This is a genomic window from Pseudomonas sp. NPDC077649, from assembly GCF_044542855.1.
GTDB lineage: Bacteria > Pseudomonadota > Gammaproteobacteria > Pseudomonadales > Pseudomonadaceae > Aquipseudomonas.
This window is the reverse complement of record NZ_JBITVF010000009.1, coordinates 18,391-42,347: the sequence shown is the minus strand read 5'-3', so window position 1 is coordinate 42,347 and position 23,957 is coordinate 18,391. Positions and strand designations below refer to the sequence as shown.

Here is a 23,957-nt window from a genome sequence, read left to right as displayed (position 1 = left end):
CCTGTCGCATGTCCTTCGAGTTGCTCGCTACCGACGGCAAGGCCCGTCGCGGCCGGCTGACCTTCCCCCGTGGCGTGGTCGAGACCCCGGCCTTCATGCCGGTGGGCACCTACGGCACGGTCAAGGGCATGCTGCCGCGCGACGTCGAGGATATCGGCGCGCAGATCATCCTTGGCAACACCTTCCACCTGTGGCTGCGCCCGGGCATGGAAGTGATCAAGAAGCACGGCGACCTGCACGACTTCATGCAGTGGCAGGGGCCGATCCTCACCGACTCCGGCGGTTTTCAGGTGTTCAGCCTGGGCGCGATGCGCAAGATCAAGGAGGAGGGCGTGTACTTCGCCTCGCCGGTCGATGGCGCCAAGGTGTTCATGGGCCCGGAAGAGTCGATGCAGGTGCAGCGCGACCTGGGCTCGGACATCGTGATGATCTTCGACGAATGCACGCCGTACCCGGCCGAGTTCGACGTGGCCAAGCGCTCCATGGAGCTGTCGCTGCGTTGGGCCAAGCGTTCCAAGACCGCGCATGGCGAGAGCACGGCGGCGTTGTTCGGCATCGTCCAGGGCGGCATGCACGAAGAGTTGCGCATGCGCTCGCTGGAAGGGTTGTGCGAGATCGGCTTCGACGGCCTGGCCATCGGCGGTCTGTCGGTGGGCGAGCCGAAGGAGGAGATGATCCGCGTGCTGGACTTCCTGCCGCCGCAGATGCCGGCCGACAAGCCGCGCTACCTGATGGGCGTGGGCAAGCCGGAAGACTTGGTGGAGGGCGTGCGCCGCGGGGTGGACATGTTCGACTGCGTGATGCCGACGCGCAATGCACGCAACGGCCACCTGTTCGTCGACAGCGGCGTGGTGAAGATCCGCAACGCCGTGCACAAGCACGACGACTCGCCGCTGGATCCGAGCTGCGACTGTTACACCTGCAAACACTTCTCCCGCGCCTACCTGCATCACCTGGACAAGTGCGGCGAAATGCTCGGTAGCATGCTCAATACCATCCATAACTTGCGGCATTATCAGCGGGTTATGGCTGGTTTGCGCGAGGCTATCGGACAGGGTACATTGGCCGCCTTTGTCGAAAGCTTCTATGCCAAGCGCGGCCTGCCCGTGCCGCCGCTGGACTGATTCCCGAACGATTCAACATCCTTTCCATTAGGAGTGATACATGAGCTTTTTCATCCCCGCCGCCTACGCTGACACCGCTCCGGCTGCCGGCCCTGCCGGTAGCGGCTTCGAGTGGGTGTTCCTGATCGGCTTTCTGGTCATCTTCTACCTGATGATCTGGCGTCCCCAGGCCAAGCGCGCCAAGGAGCACAAGAACCTGCTCGGCAGCCTGCAGAAGGGCGACGAGGTGGTGACCAGCGGCGGTATCGCCGGCAAGGTGACCAAGGTGGCCGACGATTTCGTGGTGATCGAGGTTTCCGACAGCGTCGAGCTGAAGTTCCAGAAGCAGGCCATCGCCGCCACCCTGCCCAAGGGCACGCTGAAAGCCATCTGATTCGGTTGTTAGTTTTCCACTCGACGGGGCGCTTTTAGCGCCCCGCGTCATAAGCGGGCGGCTCGTTCATGCTCAATAAATACCCTCTGTGGAAGTACCTGCTGATTCTGGCCGTATTGGCCGTCGGCCTGGTGTACTCCATCCCCAATCTCTATCCGGACGATCCGGCCGTGCAGATCAGCGGTGCCAGCTCGGCGCTGAGCATCGAGCAGGCCGATCTCGATCGTGCCGGCAAGGCGCTGCAGGATGCCGGCATCGCGGTCAAGGACATCGGCCTCGACGAACGCGGCCGCACTGGCCTGATCCGTCTGACCAAGCAGGATGACCAGCTGCCGGCCAAGGACGTGGTCCGCCGCGCCCTGGGCGACGACTACGTGGTGGCGCTGAACCTGGCGCAGACCACCCCCGACTGGCTGCGCAGCCTCGGCGCCAGCCCGATGAAACTGGGCCTGGACCTCTCCGGCGGCGTGCACTTCCTGCTGGAAGTCGACATGGACAAGGCGTTGGATGTACGGCGCAAGGTCTACGAAGGCGAGATCAAGAGCCTGCTGCGCAAGGAGCGCATTCGCTACCGCAGCATGCCGGAACAGGACGGTCGCATTCAGCTCGGCTTCGCCGACAGCGATGCGCTGGAGCAGGCTCAGCGCCTGATTCGCAAGGACTTCAACGATTTTGAGATCACCACCGTCGAGCGCGGTGGTCAGCAGGTGCTGCAACTCGGCCTGACCGCGGCGAAGATCGCCGAGATCCGCGAGTACTCGATCAAGCAGAACCTCACCACAGTGCGCAACCGGGTCAACGAGCTCGGCGTGGCCGAACCGCTGGTGCAGCGTCAGGGTGCCAACCGTATCGTGGTCGAGCTGCCGGGCGTGCAGGACACCGCCGAAGCCAAGCGCATCCTCGGCAAGACCGCCAACCTGGAATTCCGCCTGCAGGCCGATTTCGACGCGCCGCGCGGCGCCACCGAAACCTTCGGTTTCCGCGAGGAAGGCCGGCCGCCGGTGCAGCTCGAGCGCGAGCTGATCATCACCGGCGATCAGGTCACCGACGCCCAGGCCAGCTTCGACGAGAACGGTCGACCGCAGGTCAATATCCGTCTCGACGGCCACGGCGGCGACCTGATGAACCGTGCCACGCGAAACAACGTGGGGCGCAGCATGGCGGTGATCTTCATCGAGCAGAAGCCGGTGACCCGCTACGTGCGTCAGGTGGTCGACGGTGTCGAGCAGGAAGTGGCCGTATCGTCCTTCGTCGAGGAGAAGAAGATCATCAGCCTGGCGACCATCCAGTCGCCTTTGGGCAGTCAGTTCCGCATCACCGGCCTCAACGGCCAGGGCGAATCATCCGAGCTGGCTCTGCTGCTGCGTGCCGGCGGCCTGGCGGCGCCGATGTACTTCGCCGAGGAGCGCACCATCGGCCCGAGCCTGGGTGCCGAGAACATCGCCAAGGGCATCGAATCCACCGAGTGGGCGATGATCTTCGTGGCGCTGTTCATCATCGCCATCTACCGCTTCTTCGGGGTGCTGGCGACCGTCGCGCTGGCGTTCAACCTGGTGTTGCTGGTCGGTCTGATGTCGGCCATCGGCGCCACCCTGACCCTGCCGGGCATCGCCGGTATCGTGCTGACCCTGGGCATGGCGGTGGACGCCAACGTGCTGATCTTCTCGCGTATCCGCGAGGAACTGGCCAATGGCCTGCCGGTGCAGCGCGCCATCCACGAGGGCTTCGACCGCGCCTTCTCGGCAATTCTCGACAGTAACCTGACCACCCTGCTGGTCGGCGGCATCCTGTTCGCCATGGGCACCGGCCCGGTCAAGGGCTTCGCGGTGACCATGTCGCTGGGCATCGTCACCTCGATGTTCACCGCCATCATGTTCACCCGTGGCCTGGTCAACCTGATCTTCGGTGGTCGTAACTTCAAGAAGCTGTGGATCTAGCCATGATCAAGTCAACCATTCGTTTCATGGCGGTGCGCAACATCGCCTTTACCATGACCCTGGTGCTCACCCTGGTCGGGCTTGGGGCGCTGTTCGCCAAGGGCCTGAACTTCGGTCTGGATTTCACCGGCGGTACCCTGATCGAGCTGCAGTACGAGCAGCCGGCCGACCTTGAGCTGATCAAGCGCGAGCTGGGCCAGGCCGGTTACGCCGACGCCGTGGTGCAGAACTTCGGCGCCAGCACCGATGTGCTGGTGCGCCTGGCGGGCGATGACCCCGACCTGGGCAACCGGGTGGCCGAGGCCCTGCGCAAGGTCGACAGCACCACCGAGTTCGAGGTCAAGCGGGTCGAGTTCGTCGGCCCGCAGGTGGGCGAGGAGCTGCGCGATCAGGGCGGCATCGCCATGCTCCTGGCGCTGGGCGGCATCCTGCTGTACCTGGCGTTTCGCTTCCAGTGGAAATTCGGCGTCGGCGCCATCGCCTCCCTGGTGCACGACGTGGTGATCACCCTTGGCGTGCTGGCGTTCTTCCAGATTCCCTTCGACCTGACCGTGCTGGCGGCGGTGCTGGCGATGATCGGCTACTCGCTGAACGACACCATCATCATCTACGACCGCATCCGCGAGAACTTCCGCATGCTGCGCAAGGCGTCGCTGATCGAGAACATCGACATCTCGATCACCCAGACCCTGCTGCGCACCATCGCCACCTCGTTGTCCACCGCGCTGGCCCTGCTGGCGCTGCTGTTCTTCGGCGGCGACGTGCTGGCGGCCTTCGCCCTGACCCTGCTGGTCGGCGTGGTGGTGGGTACCTACTCGTCGGTGTACATCGGCGCCGTGGTGCTGATCTGGCTGAAGCTGAGCGTCGAGGATCTGATTCCGCCGGCCGTCGAAGCCGAGGCCGACGACGGGCGCCCCTGAGGCTGTGACCTGCTTCATGTAGTGCGCACGCGGGCCGCGACAGGGCGAACTTGTCGCGGCCTTTTGCTGTCCTAGGCAGGGAGAAAGGCGCGAGTCGCCGAGCCTAGGAGAGAATCATGAACAAGTCGATGTTGATCGGTACCGTGCTGGGCGCTGTCGGCGTTACCGCTGGCGGCGCGGTTGCCACTTACAGCCTGGTCGATCGCGGCCCGCAGTACGCCGAAGTGCTGGCGGTGACCCCGGTCAAGGAAACCATCAAGACGCCGCGCGAGGTGTGCAAGGACGTCACCGTTACCCGTCAGGCGCCGGTCAAGGATCAGCACCAGATCGCCGGCACCGCCATCGGCGCCATCGCCGGTGGCCTGCTGGGCAATCAGGTCGGCGGCGGCAGCGGCAAGAAGATCGCCACCGTGGCCGGTGCGGTCGGCGGCGGCTACGCCGGCAACAAGATCCAGGAGGGCATGCAGGCGCGTGACACCTACACCACCACCGAAACCCGCTGTAACACCGTGACCGACACCAGCGAGAAGCTGGTGGGGTACGACGTCAAGTATCAGCTGGGCGAGCAGGTCGGCACCGTGCGCATGGACCGCGATCCGGGCGCTCAGATTCCGGTTAACAAGCAGGGCGAGCTGGTGCTGGTGCAGCAGGCGCAATAATCGCCGTTCATAAAAAAACGCCCCTCGGGGCGTTTTTTTATTGTCGGGCGACTGGTGTTCAGCGCTTCATCGAAGGTGCTAGGTGTGGCTGGATGGCGGTCAGCACGGCCTTGAAGCACTTGGTGTTGCCGGCGACGATCTGGCCCTTCTCGAGGAATTCGTGGCCACCAGTGAAGTCGCTGACCAGGCCGCCTGCTTCCTGAATCAGCAGGGCGCCGGCGGCCATGTCCCACTCGGACAAGCCGAACTCCCAGAATGCGTCGTAGCGACCGGCGGCGACGTAGGCCAGGTCCAGGCTGGCGGCGCCGGCGCGGCGCAGGCCGGCGGTCTGGCCGACCAGGCTGCGGAACATGTTCAGGTAGTTGTCCAGGTGATCGAGCTGGCCGTCGCGGAACGGGAAGCCGGTGCCGAGCAGGGCGCCGTCCAGGCTCTTGCGGTTGCTCACGCGCAGGCGGCGGCCATTGAGGGCGGCGCCGCGGCCGCGGCTGGCGGTGAATTCTTCCTGGCGCACCGGGTCGAGCACGATGGCGTGCTCCAGGCGGCCGCGGTACTTGCAGGCGATGCTGATGGCGAAGTGTGGCACGCCGCGGATGAAGTTGGTGGTGCCGTCCAGCGGGTCGATGATCCACTGGTAGTCGGCGCCTTCGCCGCTGCCTTCCAGCGCGCCGCCTTCCTCGCCGAGGAAGCTGTGGGTCGGGTAGGCCTTGCGAATGGCCTGGACGATCATCAGTTCGGCGGCGCGATCGACCTCGGTGACGTAATCCTTGGCATCCTTCTCGTCGACCGAGATGACGTCCAGGCGCTCGATGGAGCGAAAGATCATTTCACCGGCGCTGCGAGCGGCGCGCAGGGCGATATTCAGCATGGGCTGCATGGAAGGTTCACCTGGGGCGTTAAAGAAAGCCGGCCATGTTAGCAGAAAAGTCCGGCGGATGCAGTGCCGTCTGTACGCCGCATGGCATTAATCCGAGGGCTTGGGTAAGATCGTTGCCCCCTTGTCGTCTCTGAGAGTGCCTGCGTTGCTGGACAATATTCGCGTGGTTTTGGTCAACACCAGTCATCCGGGCAATATCGGCGGCGCGGCGCGGGCGATGAAGAACATGGGCCTGTCGCGCCTGGTGCTGGTAGATCCCGAGGATTTTCCCAGCGGCGACGCGGTGGCGCGCGCCTCCGGCGCCACGGATATCCTCGATGCCGCGCAGGTGGTCGATACCCTGGAGGAAGCGCTGGTGGGCTGCACCCTGGTGGTCGGCACCAGTGCGCGCGATCGACGCATCCCCTGGCCGTTGCTCGATCCGCGCGAATGCGGCGTGACCAGCTGTGAGCAGGCTGCTGCAGGTGGCGAGGTGGCGTTGGTGTTCGGTCGTGAATATGCCGGCCTGACCAACGAAGAGTTGCAGCGATGTCAGTACCACGTGCATATCCCGTCCAACCCGGAATTCAGCTCGCTGAATCTGGCGGCGGCGGTGCAGGTGCTGGCCTATGAAGTGCGCATGGCCTGGCTGACGGCTTCGAGTCTGCCGACCAAGGTAGAGAAGCTGGAGTCGACAGCGATGCTCAATGCTCAGGCGGCGACAGCGGACGAACTGGAGTCCTTCTACGGTCATCTGCGGCGCGTGCTGGTGATGATCGGTTTTCTCGATCCCCAGAAGCCGCGGCACCTGATGACGCGTCTGCGTCGACTGTATGGGCGCAGTGCGGTGAGCAAGTTGGAAATGAATATCCTGCGCGGCATCCTGACCGAGACGGAGAAGGCCGTGCGTGGAGAGTCTCACAAGCAGGGGAAGTCTGATGTTTGAGCGCATGCGAGAAGATATCCAGAGCGTTTTTCACCGTGATCCGGCGGCGCGCAATGCGTTCGAGGTGGTGACCTGCTATCCCGGGCTGCACGCTGTCTGGCTGCATCGCGTGGCGCACGCGCTGTGGCGTTCGGGCTGGAAGTGGCTGGCGCGCGTGGTCTCCAACTTCGGGCGCTGGATGACCGGTATCGAAATTCATCCGGGGGCGAAGATCGGGCGGCGTTTCTTCATCGACCACGGCATGGGCATCGTCATCGGCGAGACCGCCGAGATCGGCAACGACGTCACGCTCTATCAGGGCGTGACCCTGGGCGGCACCAGCTGGAACAAGGGCAAGCGCCACCCGACCCTGGAAGACGGCGTGGTGGTCGGCGCCGGGGCCAAGGTGCTTGGTCCGTTCACTGTCGGCGCCGGTGCCAAGATCGGCTCCAATGCGGTGGTGACCAAGGAGGTGCCGGCCGGTGCTACCGCGGTGGGGATTCCCGGCAAGATCATCGTCAAGTCCGACGACGAGCAGGAGGCCAAGCGTCAGGCGATGGCCGAGAAGATCGGCTTCGATGCCTATGGCGTCGGTCAGGACATGCCGGACCCGGTGGCGCGCGCCATCGGCCAGTTGCTCGATCACCTGCATGCGGTCGACGGCCGTCTGGAGGGCATGTGCAAGGCGCTCACCGCCCTGGGTAGCGACTATTGCGCCAAGGACCTGCCGGTGCTGCGCGACGAGGACTTCGCCGAGGTGTGCAAGGACCAGCAGCAGGGCGACAAGCCGGCGGCCTGATGCGCGGCGAGGCGGTCTTTGCTATGATGCCGCCTCTTTTCGCGCTCAATCCCGAGTAAATCAATAGGTCTTATAGTTGACTTAAATACTCGGGAATCGCATACTTCGCCGCAATTCAGTGATTCGTGGTAGAGCCATGCGACTGACCACCAAAGGCCGTTACGCCGTTACCGCCATGCTCGATCTGGCGTTGCACGCGCAGCACGGTCCCGTATCCCTGGCCGATATTTCCGAGCGGCAAGGTATCTCCCTGTCCTACCTGGAGCAACTGTTCGCCAAGCTGCGGCGCGGCAATCTGGTGTCCAGTGTGCGCGGGCCGGGCGGTGGCTATCAGCTGTCGCGTGACATGCGCGGCATCCAGGTGGCCCAGGTGATCGATGCGGTCAACGAGTCGGTGGATGCCACCCGTTGCCAGGGGCAGGGCGATTGCCATGCCGGCGACACCTGCCTGACCCATCATCTGTGGTGCGACCTCAGTCAGCAGATTCACGAGTTCCTCAGTGGCATCAGCCTGGCCGATCTGGTCGCGCGCCGCGAGGTGCAGGAAGTCGCGCTGCGCCAGGATCAGCGCCGCTGTACTGGCAGGGCCGTGCCACACCTGGACAAGATTGAAGCGTCCGCCGTCGAATGAGCAGGGCGTTTGCCTGATAGGAGAAGCCTGATGAAATTGCCGATTTACCTCGATTACTCCGCTACCACCCCGGTCGATCCGCGTGTGGCGCAGAAGATGAGCGAGTGCCTGCTGGTCGATGGTAACTTCGGCAACCCGGCTTCGCGTTCCCACGTGTTCGGCTGGAAGGCCGAAGAGGCGGTGGAAAACGCCCGTCGCCAGGTCGCCGAGCTGGTCAATGCCGACCCGCGCGAGATCGTCTGGACCAGCGGCGCGACCGAGTCCGACAACCTCGCCATCAAGGGCGTGGCGCACTTCTACGCCAGCAAGGGCAAGCACATCGTCACCTCGAAGATCGAGCACAAGGCGGTGCTGGACACCACCCGCCAGCTCGAGCGCGAAGGTTTCGAGGTTACCTACCTGGAACCCGGCGAAGACGGCCTGATCACCCCGGCCATGGTCGAAGCCGCGCTGCGCGACGACACCACGCTGGTGTCGGTGATGCACGTCAACAACGAGATCGGCACCATCAACGACATCGCCGCCATCGGCGAGCTGACCCGCTCGCGCGGCGTGCTGTTGCATGTCGATGCGGCGCAGTCCACCGGCAAGGTGGAGATCGACCTGGACAAGCTCAAGGTCGACCTGATGTCCTTCTCCGCGCACAAGACCTACGGCCCGAAAGGCGTCGGCGCCCTCTACGTGCGGCGCAAGCCGCGTGTGCGCCTGGAGGCCCAGACCCACGGCGGCGGCCACGAGCGCGGCATGCGCTCCGGCACCCTGGCCACCCACCAGTGCGTCGGCATGGGCGAGGCCTTCCGTATCGCCAAGGAAGAAATGGCTGCGGAAAACCAGCGCGTCAAAGCCCTGCGCGATCGTTTCTACCGCCAGCTCGAAGGCATGGAAGAGCTGTACGTCAACGGCAGCCTGACCCAGCGCGTGCCGCACAACCTCAACCTGAGTTTCAACTACGTCGAGGGCGAGTCGCTGATCATGGCGCTCAAGGACCTCGCCGTGTCGTCCGGTTCCGCCTGCACCTCGGCTTCCCTGGAGCCGTCCTACGTGCTGCGCGCCCTGGGCCGCAACGACGAACTGGCGCACAGCTCGATCCGCTTCACCTTCGGCCGCTTCACCACCGAAGAGGAAGTCGACTACGCCGCCGCCAAGGTGCGCGAGGCGGTGGACAAGCTGCGCGAACTGTCGCCCCTGTGGGATATGTTCAAAGAAGGTGTCGACCTTTCCTCCGTGGAATGGGCAGCACACTGATAGCTGCCCGAAGAGCGGCACCTGATGAGAGAGGAATAGCACCATGGCTTACAGTGACAAGGTCATCGACCACTACGAGAACCCGCGCAACGTCGGCAAACTGAATGCCGAAGACCCGGACGTCGGCACCGGCATGGTCGGTGCGCCGGCCTGCGGCGACGTGATGCGCCTGCAGATCAAGGTCAACGAGAGCGGAGTGATCGAAGACGCCAAGTTCAAGACCTATGGCTGCGGTTCGGCCATCGCCTCCAGCTCCCTCGCCACCGAGTGGATGAAGGGCAAGACCCTGGACGAGGCCGAGAGCATCAAGAACACCCAGCTGGCCGAGGAACTGGCGTTGCCGCCGGTGAAGATCCACTGCTCGGTGCTCGCCGAGGACGCCATCAAGGCGGCCGTGCGCGATTACAAGCAGAAGAAAGGCTTGCTCTAAAGACGAGGTTTGCAATGGCCATCACCATGTCTGAAGCGGCGGCTCGCCACGTGCAGCGCTCCCTCGATGGGCGCGGCAAGGGCGAGGGCATTCGCCTCGGTGTGCGCACCACCGGTTGTTCGGGTCTGGCCTACGTGCTCGAGTTCGTCGACGAACTGGCGGCCGAGGACCAGGTGTTCGAGAGTCACGGCGTCAAGGTGATCATCGACCCCAAGAGCCTGGTGTACCTCGACGGCACCGAGCTGGACTTCGTCAAGGAAGGCCTCAACGAGGGCTTCAAGTTCAATAACCCCAACGTGCGCGGCGAATGCGGCTGCGGCGAGAGCTTCAACGTCTGAGGCTATCGCGTGGGTACTCCTTGTCATTTCGCCCTGTTCGAGCTGCAGCCGAGTTTTCGTCTCGATCTCGAGCAATTGGCCGCGCGCTACCGCGAGCTGGCGCGCCAGGTTCACCCGGATCGTTTCGCCGACGCCGGCGAGCGCGAGCAGCGCCTGGCGCTGGAGCGCTCGGCCAGCCTCAACGAGGCCTACCAGGTGCTGAAGACGCCGTCGCGGCGTGCGCGCTACCTGCTGGCCCTGAGTGGCCCCGAGCTGCCGCTGGAGGTGACGGTGCAGGATCCGGACTTCCTCCTGCAGCAGATGCAGCTGCGCGAGGAGCTGGAGGAGCTGCAGGACGACGCCGACCTGGCTGGCGTGGCCGCCTTCAAGCGCCGCCTCAAGAGCGCGCAGGAGCAGCTCAACGACAGCTTCGCCGCCTGCTGGGACGATGACGCCCGGCGCGAGGAGGCCGAGCGCCTGATGCGCCGCATGCAGTTCCTCGACAAGCTCTCCCATGAAGTGCGCCAGTTAGAAGAGCGCCTCGACGATTAACCCGTGGGTTGCCCCGGCAGCCTGCCTGATGATTTCAAGAAGACCATGGCCTTATTGCAGATCGCCGAGCCAGGGCAGAGCCCGCAACCCCATCAGCGTCGGCTGGCGGTGGGTATCGACCTGGGCACTACCAATTCTCTGGTCGCCGCCGTGCGCAGCGGCCTGGCCGAGCCCATCGCCGATGCCGCGGGCAAGGTCATCCTGCCGTCGGCCGTGCGTTATCACGAAGGCAGCGTCGAGGTCGGCGAGTCGGCCAAGCTGGCGGCTGCCCGCGACCCGCTCAATACCGTGCTGTCGGTCAAGCGCCTGATGGGCCGCGGGATCGCCGATGTGCATCAGCTCGGCGAGCAGATGCCTTATCGCTTCGCGGTCGGCGAGTCGCATATGCCCTTTATCGAGACGGTGCAGGGCGCCAAGAGCCCCGTCGAAGTCTCCGCGGAAATCCTCAAGACGCTACGCTTGCGCGCCGAGCAGGCCCTGGGTGGCGAGCTGGTCGGGGCGGTGATCACTGTGCCGGCCTATTTCGACGATGCCCAGCGTCAGGCCACCAAGGACGCCGCGCGCCTGGCCGGCCTCAACGTATTGCGCCTGCTCAACGAGCCGACCGCCGCCGCCGTGGCCTACGGCCTGGATCAGAAGGCCGAGGGCGTGGTGGCGATCTACGACCTGGGTGGCGGTACCTTCGACATTTCCATCCTGCGCCTGACCGGCGGCGTGTTCGAGGTGCTGGCCACCGGCGGCGACAGCGCCCTGGGCGGCGACGATTTCGATCACGCCGTGGCGGACTGGATCATCGGCCAGGCCGGCCTGTCCAGCGACCTAGACCCGGCGACCCAGCGCAGCCTGCTGCAAACCGCCTGTGCGGCCAAGGAAGGGCTGACCGCCGCCGACAGCGTCGAGCTGGCCCATGGCGATTGGCGCGGCACGCTGTCGCGCGCGCAGTTCGAAGCGCTGATCGAGCCGATGCTGGCACGCAGCCTCAAGGCCTGCCGCCGCGCCGTGCGCGACTCCGGCGTCGAGCTGGAGGAGGTCAGTGCGGTGGTCATGGTCGGCGGCTCCACCCGGGTGCCCAGAGTACGCGAAGCGGTCGGCGAGCTGTTCGGCCGCACGCCGCTGACCAATATCGACCCGGATCAGGTGGTGGCCATCGGCGCCGCGATCCAGGCCGACACATTGGCCGGCAATCATCGCGGCGACGGCGAAGAGCTGCTGCTGCTCGACGTGATCCCGCTGTCGCTCGGCCTGGAAACCATGGGCGGGCTGATGGAGAAGCTGATTCCGCGCAACACCACCATTCCGGTGGCGCGCGCGCAGGACTTCACCACCTACAAGGATGGCCAGACGGCCATGATGATCCACGTGCTGCAGGGCGAGCGCGAACTGATCGCCGACTGCCGCTCCCTGGCGCGCTTCGAGCTGCGCGGCATCCCGCCGATGGTAGCCGGCGCGGCGAAGATCCGCGTGACCTTCCAGGTCGATGCCGACGGTCTGCTCAGCGTCGCCGCCCGCGAGCTGGGTTCCGGGGTGGAGGCGAGCATTCAGGTCAAGCCGTCCTACGGCCTGACCGATGGCGAGATCGCGCGCATGCTGCAGGACTCCTTCCAGAACGCCGGCGACGACAAGGCCGCCCGCGCCCTGCGCGAGCAGCAGGTCGACGCCCAGCGCCTGATCGAGGCGGTCGAGGCGGCGCTGCAGGCCGATGGCGAGCGTTTGCTCGATGCCGAGGAGCGTGAGGTCATCGAATTGCAGGTGCAGGAGCTGCGCGAGCTGCTCGCCAGCAATGACGGCCCGGCCATCGAGCGGCAGAGCAAGCGTCTGTCGCAGGTGACCGACGCCTTCGCCGCCCGGCGCCTGGATTCGACGGTAAAAGCCGCGCTGGCCGGGCGCAATCTGAACGAGATCGAGGACTAAACTGATGCCGCAGGTCATTTTTCTGCCCCATGAGCGGTTCTGCCCGGATGGCATGGTGGTCGAGGCGGAGCCCGGCGTTTCCATCCTGGAGTTGGCGCACCAGCACCATATCGAGATGGAGAGCGCCTGCGGCGGCGTGTGCGCCTGCACCACCTGCCATTGCATCGTGCGCGAGGGCTTCGATTCGCTGAACGAGGCCGACGAGCTGGAAGAGGATTACCTGGACAAGGCCTGGGGGCTGGAGGCGCAGTCGCGTCTGGCCTGTCAGGCGCGAGTCGGCGAGGAAGACCTCACCATCGAGATTCCCAAGTATTCGCTCAATCACGCGGCCGAAGCGCCGCATTGATCAGGAAAACAGCATGAGTCTGAAGTGGACCGATGTGCTGGAAATCGCCATCCAGCTCAGTGAACGCAAGGCGGATGTCGACCCGCGCTACGTGAATTTCGTCGATCTGCATCGTTGGGTGCTGGAGTTGCCGGATTTCGCCGACGACCCGCAGCGCGGCGGCGAGAAGGTGCTCGAAGCCATTCAGGCGGCCTGGATCGAAGAACTCGACTGAAACAGGCGCTCATGGCGCCCGCCCTACGCTTTTAACCGGAACCCGCGTATAATTCGCGGGTTTAATTTTTCGCTTTAACCCTAAGTTTCTGGAGCTTCACATGGCCGTTCAACGTACTTTCTCCATCATCAAGCCTGACGCCGTCGCCAAGAACGTCATCGGTGAAATCACCACCCGTTTCGAAAAGGCCGGCCTGCGCGTCGTCGCGTCGAAGATGGTGCAGCTGTCCGAGCGCGAGGCCGCCGGCTTCTATGCCGAGCACAGCGAGCGCGGCTTCTTCAAGGATCTGGTTGCCTTCATGACCTCCGGTCCGGTCATCGTGCAGGTGCTGGAAGGCGAGAACGCCGTTGCCAAGAACCGCGAGCTGATGGGCGCCACCAACCCGAAGGAAGCCGCTGCCGGCACCATCCGCGCCGACTTCGCCGTGTCCATCGACGAGAACGCCGTACACGGCTCCGACTCCGAGGCGTCGGCTGCGCGCGAGATCGCCTACTTCTTCTCCGCCACCGAGCTGTGCGCGCGCATTCGCTGATCACGGCGAATGATGCGAGGGTGAAGCCATGACCAATACCGCCGGCAAGATCAACCTGCTGGGCCTGACCCAGCCGGAAATGGAACAGTTCTTCGAGTCCATCGGCGAGAAGCGCTTCCGTGCCGGCCAGGTAATGAAGTGGATTCACCACTTTGGCGTCGATGATTTCGCCGCCATGACCAATGTCGGCAAGGCCTTGCGCGAGAAGCTCGAGGCCTCTGCCGAGATTCGCGGCCCGGAAGTGGTCAGCGAAAATATTTCCGCCGATGGCACGCGCAAGTGGGTGGTGCGCGTGGCGTCGGGCAGCTGCGTGGAAACCGTGTACATCCCGCAGAACGGCCGTGGCACCCTGTGCGTGTCGTCGCAGGCCGGTTGCGCCCTGGATTGCAGCTTCTGCTCCACCGGCAAACAGGGTTTCAACAGCGACCTGACCAGCGCCGAGATCATCGGCCAGGTGTGGATCGCCAACAAGTCCTTCGGCAGCGTTCCGGCGAAGATCGATCGTGCCATCACCAACGTGGTGATGATGGGCATGGGCGAGCCGCTACTGAATTTCGACAACGTCGTCTCCGCCATGCGGATCATGATGGACGACCTCGGCTACGGCATCTCCAAGCGCAAGGTGACCCTGTCCACCTCCGGCGTGGTGCCGATGATCGACAAGCTGGCCGAGGTGATCGACGTGTCCCTGGCCCTGTCGCTGCACGCGCCCAACGACGAGCTGCGCAACCAGCTGGTGCCGATCAACAAGAAGTACCCGCTGGACATGTTGCTGGCGGCCTGCAAGCGTTACGTCGCCAAGCTTGGTGAGAAACGCGTACTGACCATCGAGTACACCCTGCTCAAGGGCGTCAACGATCAGCCCGAGCACGCTGAGCAGATGGTCGCACTTCTGGCCGATGTGCCTTGCAAGATCAACCTGATTCCGTTTAATCCCTTCCCCTTCTCGGGTTACGAGCGGCCGAGCAACAACGCCATCCGCCGTTTCCAGGACCTGTTGCACAAGGCCGGGCACAACGTCACCGTGCGCACCACGCGCGGCGACGATATCGACGCCGCCTGTGGCCAGCTGGTTGGCCAGGTCATGGACCGTACCCGTCGCAGCGAGCGCTATATTGCCGTGCGCCAACTGGGCAGCGAGGCGCAAGAGCCTCGCCCCGCCGCCAATCGAAGCTGAAGAGAGGATGCCCATGACCCTGCGCCCTGCGCTGTTATTGCTAGTTGCCAGTCTGCTTGGCGGTTGTGTGACCACGGGGGATGTCGACCCCATGCGTACGGCGAAGGGGCGCGACGAGGCGCGCGATGCTTATGTGCAACTGGGTATTGCCTATATTCAGCAGGGCGACACTCAGCGCGCCAAGGTGCCGCTGAAGAACGCGCTGGACCTGGATTCGTCCAATGCCGACGCGCATGCCGCGCTGGCCATGGCCTTCCAGCTGGAAATGGAGCCGCAGCTGGCCGATGAGCATTTTCGCAAGGCCCTGTCGCAGCGACCCAAGGATGCGCGCCTGCTGAACAACTACGGCGGTTTCCTGTTCGAGCAGAAGCGCTATCAGGACGCCATGAACACCTATCTCAAGGCGGCCGAAGACAATCTCTACCCCGAGCGCTCGAGGGTATTCGAGAATCTCGGGCTGACCGCCCTGCAGCTGGGGCAGCGCGAACAGGCCAAGGAACATTTCCAGCGCGCCTTGCGCCTCAGCAGCCGGCAGCCGCGGGCTTTGCTGGAGATGGCCATGCTCTCCTACGAGGACAAGGCCTATGTGCCGGCGCGCGGTTATTACCAGGCCTTCAGCGAAATGTCGCCGCAGAACGCCCGCAGCCTATTGCTCGGTGCGCGTCTGGCGGAGGTCTTCGAGGATCGGGACACGGCCGCCAGCCTGGGCCTGCAACTGCGCCGGTTGTATCCGGCGTCTCAGGAATATCAGCAATACGTTTCGGGGCAACAATGAAAGCGGCGCATAGCGAAGTCACCCAGCCGATGCCGAACAATCCGGGCGAGAGCCTGCGTCAGGCCCGCGAGATCAAGGGCTGGAGCGTCGCCGAGGTGGCGGGGCAGCTCAACCTGACACCACAACGTCTTAGTCAGCTCGAGGCGGGCGCCTTCGACAAGCTGCCGGGCACCACCTTCGCCCGCGGTTATATCCGCGCCTATGCCAAGCTGCTGGAGCTGGACCAGAACCGTCTGGTGCTGGAGTTCGACCAGTTCACCGGCACCGATGCCAGCGGCAGCAGCGTGCACAGCCTCGGGCGCATCGAGGAGCCGGCGCGCTACTCGCAAAGCATTCTGCGTCTGGTCAGCTTCCTGCTGCTGCTGGCCCTGATCGGCGCCGGTTTCCTCTGGTGGCAGGAGCAGGGGCGTCCTGCGCCGGACCTGGCCGGCCTGGGGCTCGATCAGGTGGAAGTGGACGGCGCCGATGGCACCACCCAGGTGCACTCGCTGGCCGAGCCGGAAGACCAGGCGGTGGTGGCCGCCCAGGGCGGCGAGCCGACCAGCCCGCTGCTGTTGCCGGTCGAGCCGAGCGAGACCGTGGACGGCGCGGCCGACAGCGCTGCCGAGCAGGCGGCCGCCGAGCCCGCCGCGAGCGAGTCCAGCGCTGCCGTGCCGGTGCCGAGCCAGTCCGTGCCTGCGCCAGAACCTGCGCCCAGCGAGCCGAGCAGCCCTGCTAGCGTTGCTCCGGTTGCTCCGGTTGCTCCGGTTGCTCCGGTCGTCCCGGCGCCGGCTGCTGCGGAGCCGGCCGCGCCGGTTGCGCTGGCCGCCGGGCAGGGCGCGCTCAGCGTGCAGTTCAGCGCCGATTGCTGGACCCAGGTCACCGATGCCGACGGCAAGGTGCTGGTCAGCGCGCTCAAGCGCAGCGGCGAGCGCATCGAGCTGACCGGCAAGGCACCCATGGAGCTGCGCCTGGGCTTCGCCCGTGGCGCCCAGGTCAGTTACAACGGCGAGGCGGTCGACGTTTCGCCCTTCATCACGGGCGAGACCGCGCGCCTGAAGCTGGGGTTGTAAGCATGCATTGCGAATCGCCGATCAAGCGCCGACTGTCGCGCAAGATCTGGGTCGGCTCGGTACCGGTGGGCGGCGATGCGCCGATCGCGGTGCAGAGCATGACCAACACCGACACCAACGACGTGGCCGCCACCGTGGCGCAGATCCGTCGCCTGGAAGACGCCGGCGCCGACATCGTGCGCGTCTCGGTGCCGGACATGGACGCCGCCGAGGCCTTCGGCCGGATCAAGCAGCAGGTGCGTGTGCCGCTGGTTGCCGACATTCACTTCGACTACCAGATCGCCCTGCGGGTGGCCGAGCTGGGCGTCGACTGCCTGCGCATCAATCCGGGCAATATCGGTCGCGAAGACCGGGTCCGGGCGGTGGTCGAGGCTGCCCGCGACAAGGGCATCCCGATCCGCATCGGGGTCAACGCCGGCTCGCTGGAAAAGGACCTGCAAAAGAAATACGGCGAACCCACCCCCGAGGCGCTGGTGGAATCCGCACTGCGCCATGTCGAGCACCTGGATCGGCTGAACTTCCCCGACTTCAAGGTCAGCGTGAAGGCCAGCGACGTGTTCATGGCCGTCGCCGCCTATCGCCTGCTGGCCCAGCAGATCGAGCAGCCGCTGCACCTGGGCATCACCGAGGCCGGCGGTCTGCGCTCCGGTACGGTGAAGTCGGCCGTGGGCCTGGGCATGCTGCTGGCCGAGGGCATCGGTGACACCATCCGCATCTCCCTGGCCGCCGATCCGGTGGAGGAGATCAAGGTCGGATTCGACATCCTCAAGTCGCTGCGCCTGCGTTCGCGTGGGATCAACTTCATCGCCTGCCCGAGCTGCTCGCGGCAGAACTTCGATGTGGTCAAGACCATGAACGAGCTGGAAAGCCGCGTCGAGGACCTGCTGGTGCCGCTGGACGTGGCGGTGATCGGCTGCGTGGTCAACGGCCCCGGCGAAGCCAAGGAAGCGCATATCGGCCTGACCGGCGGTACGCCGAACAACCTGGTCTATATCGACGGCAAGCCCGCCTCGAAACTGACCAATGACAATCTGGTGGATGAGCTGGAACGGCTCATTCGCGACAAGGCGGCCGAGAAGGCCGCCGCCGATGCGGCCGTGATCGTCCGCGGCTGACGCGGCGTTAAGGACTTCCTGTGAGCAAGACCCTGCAAGCCATTCGTGGCATGAACGACATCCTGCCCGAGCAGACCCCGCTCTGGCGCTACTTCGAAGGCCGCGTGGCGAGCCTGCTGGACGGCTACGGCTACCGCCAGATCCGCATGCCCATCGTCGAGTTCACCGAACTGTTCAAGCGCTCCATTGGCGAGGTCACCGATATCGTCGAGAAGGAGATGTACACCTTCGAGGACCGCAACGGCGACTCCCTGACCCTGCGTCCGGAAGGTACCGCGGCCTGCGTGCGCGCCGTGCTCGAGCATGGTCTGGCCGGTGGCGGACAGACCCAGAAGCTCTGGTACATCGGCCCGATGTTTCGCCACGAGCGCCCGCAGAAGGGGCGCTACCGGCAGTTCCACCAGATCGGCGTGGAGGTCTTCAATATCGACGGCCCGGACATCGATGCCGAGCTGATCGTGCTCACCTGGCGCCTGTGGGGCCTGCTCGGCATCCGCGATGCGGTGACCCTGGAACTCAACAGCCTGGGCACCAGCGAGGCGCGCGCACGTTACCGCGACGCCCTGGTCGACTACCTTTCGGCACGCGCCGAGCGGCTCGACGAGGACAGCCGCCGCCGTCTGGCCAGCAACCCGCTGCGCATCCTCGATTCCAAGGTGGCCGAGACCCAGGCCCTGCTGGTCGACGCACCGAAGCTGGCGGACTACCTGGACGAGGAATCGCGCGTGCATTTCGAGGGGCTGAAGGCCCGTCTCGATGCCGCCGGCATTCCCTACGTGATCAATCCCAAGCTGGTGCGCGGCCTCGATTACTACAGCAAGACCGTGTTCGAGTGGGTTACCGACAAGCTCGGCGCCCAGGGCACCGTCTGCGCCGGCGGCCGCTACGACGGCCTGGTCGAGCAGATGGGCGGCAAGCCGACGCCGGGCGTGGGCTTCGCCATGGGCATCGAGCGTCTGGTGCTGCTGATCGAGACCCTGGACCAGGTGCCGGCGGAGATTGCCCGCCAGGTCGACCTGTACCTGTGCGCCTTCGGCGAGCCGGCCGAACTGGCCGCCCTGGCCCTGGCCGAGCGCCTGCGCGATCAATTGCCGGGGCTGCGTCTGCAGCTCAACGCCGGCGGCGGCAGCTTCAAGAGCCAGTTGAAGAAGGCCGACAAGAGCGGCGCGTTGTACGCCCTGGTCATGGGTGAAGACGAACTGGCCCGGCAAGTGGTAGGTTGCAAGCCGCTGCGCGACGACAGCGAACAACAGAACATTGCCTGGGCGGCCCTGGCCGAACACCTGGCAGCCCGTATTTAACAGGTAGTTTTCTCAACGACCTGTCATGGGGTCGAGCGATAGGAGTATTGGGGTGGTTTCGCGTACCGATGAAGAAGAGCTGGCGGTCATCAAGGACTGGTGGCAGCGCAACGGCAAACCCTTGCTGACTGGCGGCGTGCTGGCCCTGGTGGTGGTGTTCGGCTGGCAGGGCTGGCAGAAGTACCAGAGCAACCAGGCGCAGGGCGCCTCGCAGATCTACCAGCAACTGCTGGAGACCGCGCTGAACCCGGCTGGCGAGCCCGACGCGGCGAAGGTCGCCGAGCTGGCTGGCAAGCTCAACAACGAATATGCCGGCAGCCACTACGCGCAGTACGGCAGCCTGTTCGTCGCCAAGGTGGCGGTCGAGGCGGGCAAGCTGGACGATGCCGCGGCGGCGCTGCAGGGCGTGCTCGACAAGCCGGCCGATGCCACCCTGGGCGAACTGGCGCGGCAGCGCCTGGCCCGTGTGCTGGCCGCGCAGGACAAGGCCGAGGAGGCCCTGGCGCTGCTCGCCGGCGAAGCCGATACAGCCTTCCTGGCCAGCCGCGAAGAGCTCAGGGGCGACCTGCTGGTGCAGCTGGGGCGTGCCGACGAGGCGCATGCCGCCTACCAGAAAGCCAAGGCGGCCCTGGCCGAGGACGCCGCCGTCGGTGGCCTGCAGATGAAGCTGGACGACCTGGCAAAAGGGGATGCGTGACGTGATGCGTTGGAAGAATGCCGCACTGCTGGCCCTGGCCGTACTGGCCGTGGGTTGCAGCAGCAATAGCAAGAAGGAACTGCCGCCGGCCGAACTGACCAAGTTCGACGAGGAAGTCGAACTGCGCACCGAGTGGAGCCGCTCCATTGGCGAAGGCCAGGGCGAGACCTTCAACATGCTGGTGCCGGCCATCGACGGCGAGGTGATCTACGCCGCCGACGTCGAAGGCCTGGTGATGGCCCTGGACCGCATGAGCGGCAAGGTGATCTGGCGCAAGAAACTGGACATTCCGGTATCCGGCGCGGTCGGCGCCGGCTACGGCCAGGTGCTGCTGGGCACGCTGAAGGGCGAGGTGATCGCCCTGGATGCCAGCTCCGGCGAGGAGCAGTGGCGTTCGCGGGTGACCAGCGAAGTGCTGGCAGCCCCGGCGAGCAACGGCGACGTGGTTGTGGTGCAGACCCAGGACGACCGCCTGATCGCCTTCGACGCCGATACCGGCAGCCAGCGCTGGATCTTCGAGAACACCCCGGCGGTGCTGACCCTGCGCGGCACCGGCAGCCCGCTGGTGACCAATCGCCTGGTGGTGGCCGGTCTGTCCAGCGGCAAGGTGATCGCGGTGGATGCCCAGCGCGGCCTGCCGGTGTGGGAGCAGCGCGTGGCCATTCCCCAGGGCCGTTCCGAGCTGGAGCGAGTGGTGGATATCGACGGCGGCCTGCTGCAGTCCGGCGGCACCGTCTATGCCGTGAGCTACCAGGGCCGCGTCGCCGCGCTGGACCTGGAGAGCGGCCGCATACTCTGGCAGCGCGAGGCGTCCAGTTCGGTGAACGTGGCGCAGGGCTTCGGCAACGTCTATGTCAGCCTGGCCAACGGCACCGTGGAAGGCATCGACGAGCGCAGCGCCTCGGCGCTGTGGAGCAACGATGCCCTGGCCCGTCGCCAGCTGTCGGCGCCCGAGGTGTTCTCCAGCTACGTCGCGGTCGGCGACCTGGAAGGCTACCTGCACCTGCTGAGCCAGGTGGACGGCCGCTTCGTCGGTCGCGAGCGCATCGACAGCGCCGGCCTGCGCGCCCGTCCGCTGGTGGTGGGCGACTGGCTGTATGCCTTCGGTAACGGCGGCAAGCTGGTGGCGCTGACCATCAAGTGAACCGGCTATGCTGCCAGGTGATCCTGGCGGCAGCCTGAAACATTCCGGCCGCTGCCCGTGCAGCGGCCTTTGCATTTTATGAAATAACCTAGTGGAGAGCCTGATGGTTCCCGTAATAGCCCTGGTGGGCCGGCCCAATGTCGGCAAGTCCACGCTCTTCAACCGCCTGACCCGCAGCCGCGACGCCATAGTCGGCGACCTCTCCGGTCTGACCCGCGACCGCCAGTACGGCGAGGCGAAGTGGCAGGGGCGCACCTATATCGTGATCGACACCGGCGGTATCTCCGGTGACGAGGAAGGCATCGACGCGAAGATGGCCGAGCAGTCGCTGCAGGCTATCGAAGAGGCCGATGCCGTGCTGTTCCTGGTGGACGCGCGCGCCGGCATGACCGCCTCCGACCAGATGATCGGTGAGCACCTGCGCCGGCGTAACAAGCAGAGCTTCCTGGTGGTGAACAAGGTCGACAACCTCGACGTCGACCTGGCCCGCGCCGAGTTCAGCCCCATGGGCCTGGGCGAGCCGCTGGCGATCGCCAGCGCCCATGGTCGCGGCATCACCCAGATGCTCGAAGCCGTGCTCGGCGCCTTCCCCAAGGATGCCGGCGAGCCGGAAGAGGGCGGCGAAGAGGAAGAGGTGCAGCAAGGCCAGGAGGCCAAGCGCATTCCCGGCCCGAGCGAGAAGGACGGCATCAAGCTGGCCATCATCGGCCGGCCCAACGTCGGCAAGTCGACCCTGGTCAACCGCATGCTCGGCGAAGAGCGGGTCATCGTCTACGACCAGGCCGGCACCACGCGCGACAGCATCTATATCCCCTTCGAGCGCGACGACGAGAAGTACACCCTGATCGACACCGCCGGCGTGCGCCGCCGCGGCAAGATCTTCGAGGCGGTGGAAAAGTTCTCGGTGGTCAAGACGCTGCAGGCGATTCAGGACTCCAACGTGGTGGTGTTCGTCATGGACGCCCGCGAAGGGGTGGTCGACCACGACCTCAACCTGCTCGGCTTCGTCCTGGAAAGCGGCCGCGCCCTGGTCATCGCCCTGAACAAGTGGGACGGCATGGATCAGGGGCAGAAGGATTACGTCAAGACCGAGCTGGAGCGCCGGCTGTTCTTCGTCGACTTCGCCGATATCCACTTCATCTCGGCGCTGCACGGCACCGGCGTCGGCCACCTGTACAAGTCGGTGCAGGCCTCGTTCCAGTCGGCCATCGCCCGCTGGCCGACCAGCCGCCTGACGCAGATTCTCGAGGATGCCGTCAGCGACCATGCGCCGCCCCTGGTCAACGGCCGCCGCATCAAGCTGCGCTACGCCCACCTCGGCGGCGCCAACCCGCCGCTGATCGTGATCCACGGCAACCAGGTCGACGCGGTGCCGCGCGCCTATACCCGTTACCTGGAGAACACCTACCGCCGCGTGCTCAAGCTGGTCGGCACGCCGATCCGCATCGAGTACAAGGGCGGCGAGAACCCCTACGAGGGCAACAAGAACACCCTCACCGACCGTCAGGTGAACAAGAAGCGCCGCCTGATGAGCCACCACAAGAAGGCCGAGAAGAAGCGCAAGGACAAGCGCAAGTAAGCGCCGCCGCCTTGCCCGCCGCTGCCTTGGCGGCGGGCAAGGCATAAGCTTCTTCCCGCTTTTCATAAGCCCTGCTGCTGCCCTTGGCAGCGGGCATCGGCTATCCTCGCGGCTTGCTCAAGCCCCCGCAGGAAGTCGCGATGCTCGCCAGCAAACTGCCCAACGTCGGCACCACCATCTTCACCCGCATGTCCCAGCTCGCCGCGGACGTCGGCGCGCTCAACCTGTCCCAGGGCTTTCCCGACTTCGACGGCCCGCAGGCGCTGCGCGAGGCGGTGGCGCGCCATGTGCTGGAGGGGCGCAACCAGTACTGCCCGATGACCGGCCTGCCGGCGCTGCGTCAGCAGGTGGCGGCCAAGATCGCCCGCAGCTACGGCGTGCAGCGCGATGCCGACAGCGAGATCACCATCACCCCCGGCGCCACCGAGGCGATCTTCTGCGCGGTGCAGGCGCTGATCCATCCGGGCGACGAGGCCATCGTCCTCGACCCCTGCTACGACAGCTACGAGCCCTCGGTGGAGCTGGCCGGCGGGCGCTGCGTGCACGTGCCGCTGGCGTTGCCGGACTTCGCCGTGGACTGGCAGCGCCTGGCCGATGCCATCACCCCGCGCACCCGGCTGATCTTCCTTAACTCGCCGCACAATCCCAGCGGCGCGCTGCTCACCCGCGCCGACCTGGACCGCCTGGCCGCACTGATTCGCGGCCGCGACATCCATATCGTCAGCGACGAGGTCTACGAGCACCTGATCTACGACGGCGTGCGCCATGCCAGCGTGCTGGCCCATGAAGAACTGTACGCGCGCGCCTTCGTGGTCAGCTCCTTCGGCAAGACCTACCACGTCACCGGCTGGAAGACCGGCTACGTGGTGGCACCGCCGGCGCTCACCGCCGAACTGCGCAAGATCCACCAGTACGTGAACTTCTGCGGGGTGACCCCGCTGCAGCACGCGCTGGCCGACTTTATGGCCGCCTGTCCCGAGCATGTCGAGCAGTTGCCGGCCTTCTACCAGGCCAAGCGCGACCTGTTCTGCGACCTGCTGGCCGGTTCGCGCTTCAGCTTCCGCCGCGCCCCCGGCACCTATTTCCAGCTGGTCGACTACTCGGCGATTCGCCCCGAGCTTGACGACGTGGCCATGGCCGAATGGCTGACCCGCGAGCACGGCGTGGCGGCGATTCCGGTATCGGTGTTCTACCAGAGCCCGCCGGCGGACCTGCGTCTGGTGCGCTTCTGCTTCGCCAAGCGCGAGGACACCCTGCGCCAGGCCGCGGAAAAGCTCTGCGCGGTCTAGACGTGCGTAGGGTGGGCATGGCCAAGCCTGGTCCACCTGGCAATTGCAATGGCGGACAAG

Annotated in this window: 26 protein-coding genes; 25 read left to right on the top strand and 1 reads right to left on the bottom strand. The window is 65.5% G+C overall.

Features of this window, described 5'->3' with window-relative positions; translation table 11 throughout:
- Window positions 1-8: 8 nt before the first annotated feature.
- The 5 genes from tgt to ACIGFL_RS21840 all read left to right on the top strand — a co-directional run bounded on the left by tgt (window position 9) and on the right by ACIGFL_RS21840 (window position 5,013).
- Window positions 9-1,124, top strand: a complete 1,116-nt coding sequence (gene tgt, locus ACIGFL_RS21860; RefSeq protein WP_397498609.1) for a tRNA guanosine(34) transglycosylase Tgt — start codon at window positions 9-11, stop codon at window positions 1,122-1,124.
- A 40-nt stretch (window positions 1,125-1,164) separates the two neighbouring features.
- Entirely contained in the window at window positions 1,165-1,497 is a 333-nt protein-coding gene (gene yajC, locus ACIGFL_RS21855; protein WP_021442770.1) for a preprotein translocase subunit YajC, read from the top strand.
- Window positions 1,498-1,565: 68 nt separating this feature from the next.
- Window positions 1,566-3,434 (top strand): protein translocase subunit SecD, encoded by a 1,869-nt coding sequence (gene secD / locus ACIGFL_RS21850; protein ID WP_397498545.1) that lies wholly within the window; start codon window positions 1,566-1,568, stop codon window positions 3,432-3,434.
- Window positions 3,435-3,436: 2 nt separating this feature from the next.
- Window positions 3,437-4,354 carry a protein translocase subunit SecF gene (secF, locus tag ACIGFL_RS21845; protein WP_021442768.1) on the top strand — a complete coding sequence of 306 codons (918 nt, stop codon included), beginning with the start codon at window positions 3,437-3,439 and terminating at the stop codon, window positions 4,352-4,354.
- 116 nt (window positions 4,355-4,470) lie between these two features.
- Window positions 4,471-5,013: a glycine zipper 2TM domain-containing protein gene (locus tag ACIGFL_RS21840; RefSeq protein WP_021442767.1), complete on the top strand. Its 543-nt coding sequence runs from the start codon at window positions 4,471-4,473 to the stop codon at window positions 5,011-5,013.
- A 58-nt stretch (window positions 5,014-5,071) separates the two neighbouring features.
- Here ACIGFL_RS21840 and suhB read toward each other — a convergent pair whose 3' ends face one another.
- A complete protein-coding gene (gene suhB / locus ACIGFL_RS21835; RefSeq protein ID WP_021442766.1) occupies window positions 5,072-5,887 on the bottom strand; it encodes an inositol-phosphate phosphatase in 816 nt (271 codons plus the stop codon).
- 145 nt (window positions 5,888-6,032) lie between these two features.
- On the opposite strand from suhB, the gene trmJ reads away from it, so the two are divergent.
- From trmJ to ACIGFL_RS21735, 20 genes are all read left to right on the top strand, one after another.
- The gene (gene trmJ, locus ACIGFL_RS21830; protein ID WP_397498544.1) at window positions 6,033-6,812 is read left to right on the top strand and encodes a tRNA (cytosine(32)/uridine(32)-2'-O)-methyltransferase TrmJ; all 780 of its coding nucleotides are present in this window, start codon (window positions 6,033-6,035) and stop codon (window positions 6,810-6,812) included.
- A complete protein-coding gene (gene cysE, locus ACIGFL_RS21825; RefSeq protein WP_397498543.1) occupies window positions 6,805-7,590 on the top strand; it encodes a serine O-acetyltransferase in 786 nt (261 codons plus the stop codon). The genes trmJ and cysE overlap by 8 nt, the downstream gene beginning before the upstream one ends.
- Window positions 7,591-7,726: 136 nt before the next feature.
- On the top strand, window positions 7,727-8,221 hold the full coding sequence (iscR, locus tag ACIGFL_RS21820) for a Fe-S cluster assembly transcriptional regulator IscR (protein ID WP_021442763.1): 495 nt from the start codon (window positions 7,727-7,729) through the stop codon (window positions 8,219-8,221).
- Window positions 8,222-8,251: 30 nt separating this feature from the next.
- Complete coding sequence (locus ACIGFL_RS21815) at window positions 8,252-9,466, top strand: IscS subfamily cysteine desulfurase (protein WP_021442762.1); 1,215 nt, start codon at window positions 8,252-8,254, stop codon at window positions 9,464-9,466.
- A 43-nt stretch (window positions 9,467-9,509) separates the two neighbouring features.
- Window positions 9,510-9,896, top strand: a complete 387-nt coding sequence (gene iscU, locus ACIGFL_RS21810; RefSeq protein ID WP_003246233.1) for a Fe-S cluster assembly scaffold IscU — start codon at window positions 9,510-9,512, stop codon at window positions 9,894-9,896.
- A 14-nt stretch (window positions 9,897-9,910) separates the two neighbouring features.
- Complete coding sequence (iscA, locus tag ACIGFL_RS21805; protein ID WP_021442761.1) at window positions 9,911-10,234, top strand: iron-sulfur cluster assembly protein IscA; 324 nt, start codon at window positions 9,911-9,913, stop codon at window positions 10,232-10,234.
- A 9-nt stretch (window positions 10,235-10,243) separates the two neighbouring features.
- On the top strand, window positions 10,244-10,765 hold the full coding sequence (hscB, locus tag ACIGFL_RS21800) for a co-chaperone HscB (protein ID WP_397498542.1): 522 nt from the start codon (window positions 10,244-10,246) through the stop codon (window positions 10,763-10,765).
- 45 nt (window positions 10,766-10,810) lie between these two features.
- Window positions 10,811-12,676 (top strand): Fe-S protein assembly chaperone HscA, encoded by a 1,866-nt coding sequence (hscA, locus tag ACIGFL_RS21795; protein ID WP_397498541.1) that lies wholly within the window; start codon window positions 10,811-10,813, stop codon window positions 12,674-12,676.
- A 4-nt stretch (window positions 12,677-12,680) separates the two neighbouring features.
- A complete protein-coding gene (fdx, locus tag ACIGFL_RS21790) occupies window positions 12,681-13,022 on the top strand; it encodes an ISC system 2Fe-2S type ferredoxin (RefSeq protein WP_021442758.1) in 342 nt (113 codons plus the stop codon).
- 13 nt (window positions 13,023-13,035) lie between these two features.
- Window positions 13,036-13,236 (top strand): Fe-S cluster assembly protein IscX, encoded by a 201-nt coding sequence (gene iscX / locus ACIGFL_RS21785; protein ID WP_021442757.1) that lies wholly within the window; start codon window positions 13,036-13,038, stop codon window positions 13,234-13,236.
- Between the two features lie 100 nt (window positions 13,237-13,336).
- Window positions 13,337-13,768 (top strand): nucleoside-diphosphate kinase, encoded by a 432-nt coding sequence (gene ndk, locus ACIGFL_RS21780; RefSeq protein ID WP_017675177.1) that lies wholly within the window; start codon window positions 13,337-13,339, stop codon window positions 13,766-13,768.
- A gap of 28 nt (window positions 13,769-13,796) precedes the next feature.
- Window positions 13,797-14,945 carry a 23S rRNA (adenine(2503)-C(2))-methyltransferase RlmN gene (rlmN, locus tag ACIGFL_RS21775; RefSeq protein ID WP_397498540.1) on the top strand — a complete coding sequence of 383 codons (1,149 nt, stop codon included), beginning with the start codon at window positions 13,797-13,799 and terminating at the stop codon, window positions 14,943-14,945.
- A 13-nt stretch (window positions 14,946-14,958) separates the two neighbouring features.
- Window positions 14,959-15,720: a type IV pilus biogenesis/stability protein PilW gene (gene pilW / locus ACIGFL_RS21770; protein WP_397498539.1), complete on the top strand. Its 762-nt coding sequence runs from the start codon at window positions 14,959-14,961 to the stop codon at window positions 15,718-15,720.
- A complete protein-coding gene (locus tag ACIGFL_RS21765; RefSeq protein WP_397498538.1) occupies window positions 15,717-16,772 on the top strand; it encodes a RodZ domain-containing protein in 1,056 nt (351 codons plus the stop codon). The genes pilW and ACIGFL_RS21765 overlap by 4 nt, the downstream gene beginning before the upstream one ends.
- A 2-nt stretch (window positions 16,773-16,774) precedes the next feature.
- Window positions 16,775-17,887, top strand: coding sequence for a flavodoxin-dependent (E)-4-hydroxy-3-methylbut-2-enyl-diphosphate synthase (gene ispG / locus ACIGFL_RS21760; RefSeq protein ID WP_397498537.1), 1,113 nt, complete (start codon window positions 16,775-16,777; stop codon window positions 17,885-17,887).
- Window positions 17,888-17,907: 20 nt separating this feature from the next.
- Window positions 17,908-19,188: a histidine--tRNA ligase gene (hisS, locus tag ACIGFL_RS21755; RefSeq protein WP_021441918.1), complete on the top strand. Its 1,281-nt coding sequence runs from the start codon at window positions 17,908-17,910 to the stop codon at window positions 19,186-19,188.
- Between the two features lie 52 nt (window positions 19,189-19,240).
- Entirely contained in the window at window positions 19,241-19,885 is a 645-nt protein-coding gene (locus ACIGFL_RS21750) for a tetratricopeptide repeat protein (RefSeq protein ID WP_397498536.1), read from the top strand.
- On the top strand, window positions 19,878-21,029 hold the full coding sequence (gene bamB / locus ACIGFL_RS21745; protein WP_122108825.1) for an outer membrane protein assembly factor BamB: 1,152 nt from the start codon (window positions 19,878-19,880) through the stop codon (window positions 21,027-21,029). Before ACIGFL_RS21750 ends, bamB begins: the two co-directional genes overlap by 8 nt.
- A gap of 103 nt (window positions 21,030-21,132) precedes the next feature.
- Window positions 21,133-22,608, top strand: coding sequence for a ribosome biogenesis GTPase Der (gene der / locus ACIGFL_RS21740; protein WP_031302559.1), 1,476 nt, complete (start codon window positions 21,133-21,135; stop codon window positions 22,606-22,608).
- A gap of 140 nt (window positions 22,609-22,748) precedes the next feature.
- Window positions 22,749-23,897, top strand: coding sequence for a pyridoxal phosphate-dependent aminotransferase (locus ACIGFL_RS21735; protein ID WP_397498535.1), 1,149 nt, complete (start codon window positions 22,749-22,751; stop codon window positions 23,895-23,897).
- Window positions 23,898-23,957: the final 60 nt, after the last annotated feature.

Coding starts and splice junctions, on each gene's coding strand:
- tgt (WP_397498609.1), top strand. CDS start 9: ATGTCCTTCGAGTTGCTCGCTACCGACGGCAAGGCCCGTCGCGGCCGG.
- yajC (WP_021442770.1), top strand. CDS start 1,165: ATGAGCTTTTTCATCCCCGCCGCCTACGCTGACACCGCTCCGGCTGCC.
- secD (WP_397498545.1), top strand. CDS start 1,566: ATGCTCAATAAATACCCTCTGTGGAAGTACCTGCTGATTCTGGCCGTA.
- secF (WP_021442768.1), top strand. CDS start 3,437: ATGATCAAGTCAACCATTCGTTTCATGGCGGTGCGCAACATCGCCTTT.
- ACIGFL_RS21840 (WP_021442767.1), top strand. CDS start 4,471: ATGAACAAGTCGATGTTGATCGGTACCGTGCTGGGCGCTGTCGGCGTT.
- suhB (WP_021442766.1), bottom strand. CDS start 5,887: ATGCAGCCCATGCTGAATATCGCCCTGCGCGCCGCTCGCAGCGCCGGT.
- cysE (WP_397498543.1), top strand. CDS start 6,805: ATGTTTGAGCGCATGCGAGAAGATATCCAGAGCGTTTTTCACCGTGAT.
- iscR (WP_021442763.1), top strand. CDS start 7,727: ATGCGACTGACCACCAAAGGCCGTTACGCCGTTACCGCCATGCTCGAT.
- ACIGFL_RS21815 (WP_021442762.1), top strand. CDS start 8,252: ATGAAATTGCCGATTTACCTCGATTACTCCGCTACCACCCCGGTCGAT.
- iscU (WP_003246233.1), top strand. CDS start 9,510: ATGGCTTACAGTGACAAGGTCATCGACCACTACGAGAACCCGCGCAAC.
- iscA (WP_021442761.1), top strand. CDS start 9,911: ATGGCCATCACCATGTCTGAAGCGGCGGCTCGCCACGTGCAGCGCTCC.
- hscA (WP_397498541.1), top strand. CDS start 10,811: ATGGCCTTATTGCAGATCGCCGAGCCAGGGCAGAGCCCGCAACCCCAT.
- fdx (WP_021442758.1), top strand. CDS start 12,681: ATGCCGCAGGTCATTTTTCTGCCCCATGAGCGGTTCTGCCCGGATGGC.
- iscX (WP_021442757.1), top strand. CDS start 13,036: ATGAGTCTGAAGTGGACCGATGTGCTGGAAATCGCCATCCAGCTCAGT.
- ndk (WP_017675177.1), top strand. CDS start 13,337: ATGGCCGTTCAACGTACTTTCTCCATCATCAAGCCTGACGCCGTCGCC.
- rlmN (WP_397498540.1), top strand. CDS start 13,797: ATGACCAATACCGCCGGCAAGATCAACCTGCTGGGCCTGACCCAGCCG.
- pilW (WP_397498539.1), top strand. CDS start 14,959: ATGACCCTGCGCCCTGCGCTGTTATTGCTAGTTGCCAGTCTGCTTGGC.
- ACIGFL_RS21765 (WP_397498538.1), top strand. CDS start 15,717: ATGAAAGCGGCGCATAGCGAAGTCACCCAGCCGATGCCGAACAATCCG.
- ispG (WP_397498537.1), top strand. CDS start 16,775: ATGCATTGCGAATCGCCGATCAAGCGCCGACTGTCGCGCAAGATCTGG.
- bamB (WP_122108825.1), top strand. CDS start 19,878: ATGCGTGACGTGATGCGTTGGAAGAATGCCGCACTGCTGGCCCTGGCC.
- der (WP_031302559.1), top strand. CDS start 21,133: ATGGTTCCCGTAATAGCCCTGGTGGGCCGGCCCAATGTCGGCAAGTCC.
- ACIGFL_RS21735 (WP_397498535.1), top strand. CDS start 22,749: ATGCTCGCCAGCAAACTGCCCAACGTCGGCACCACCATCTTCACCCGC.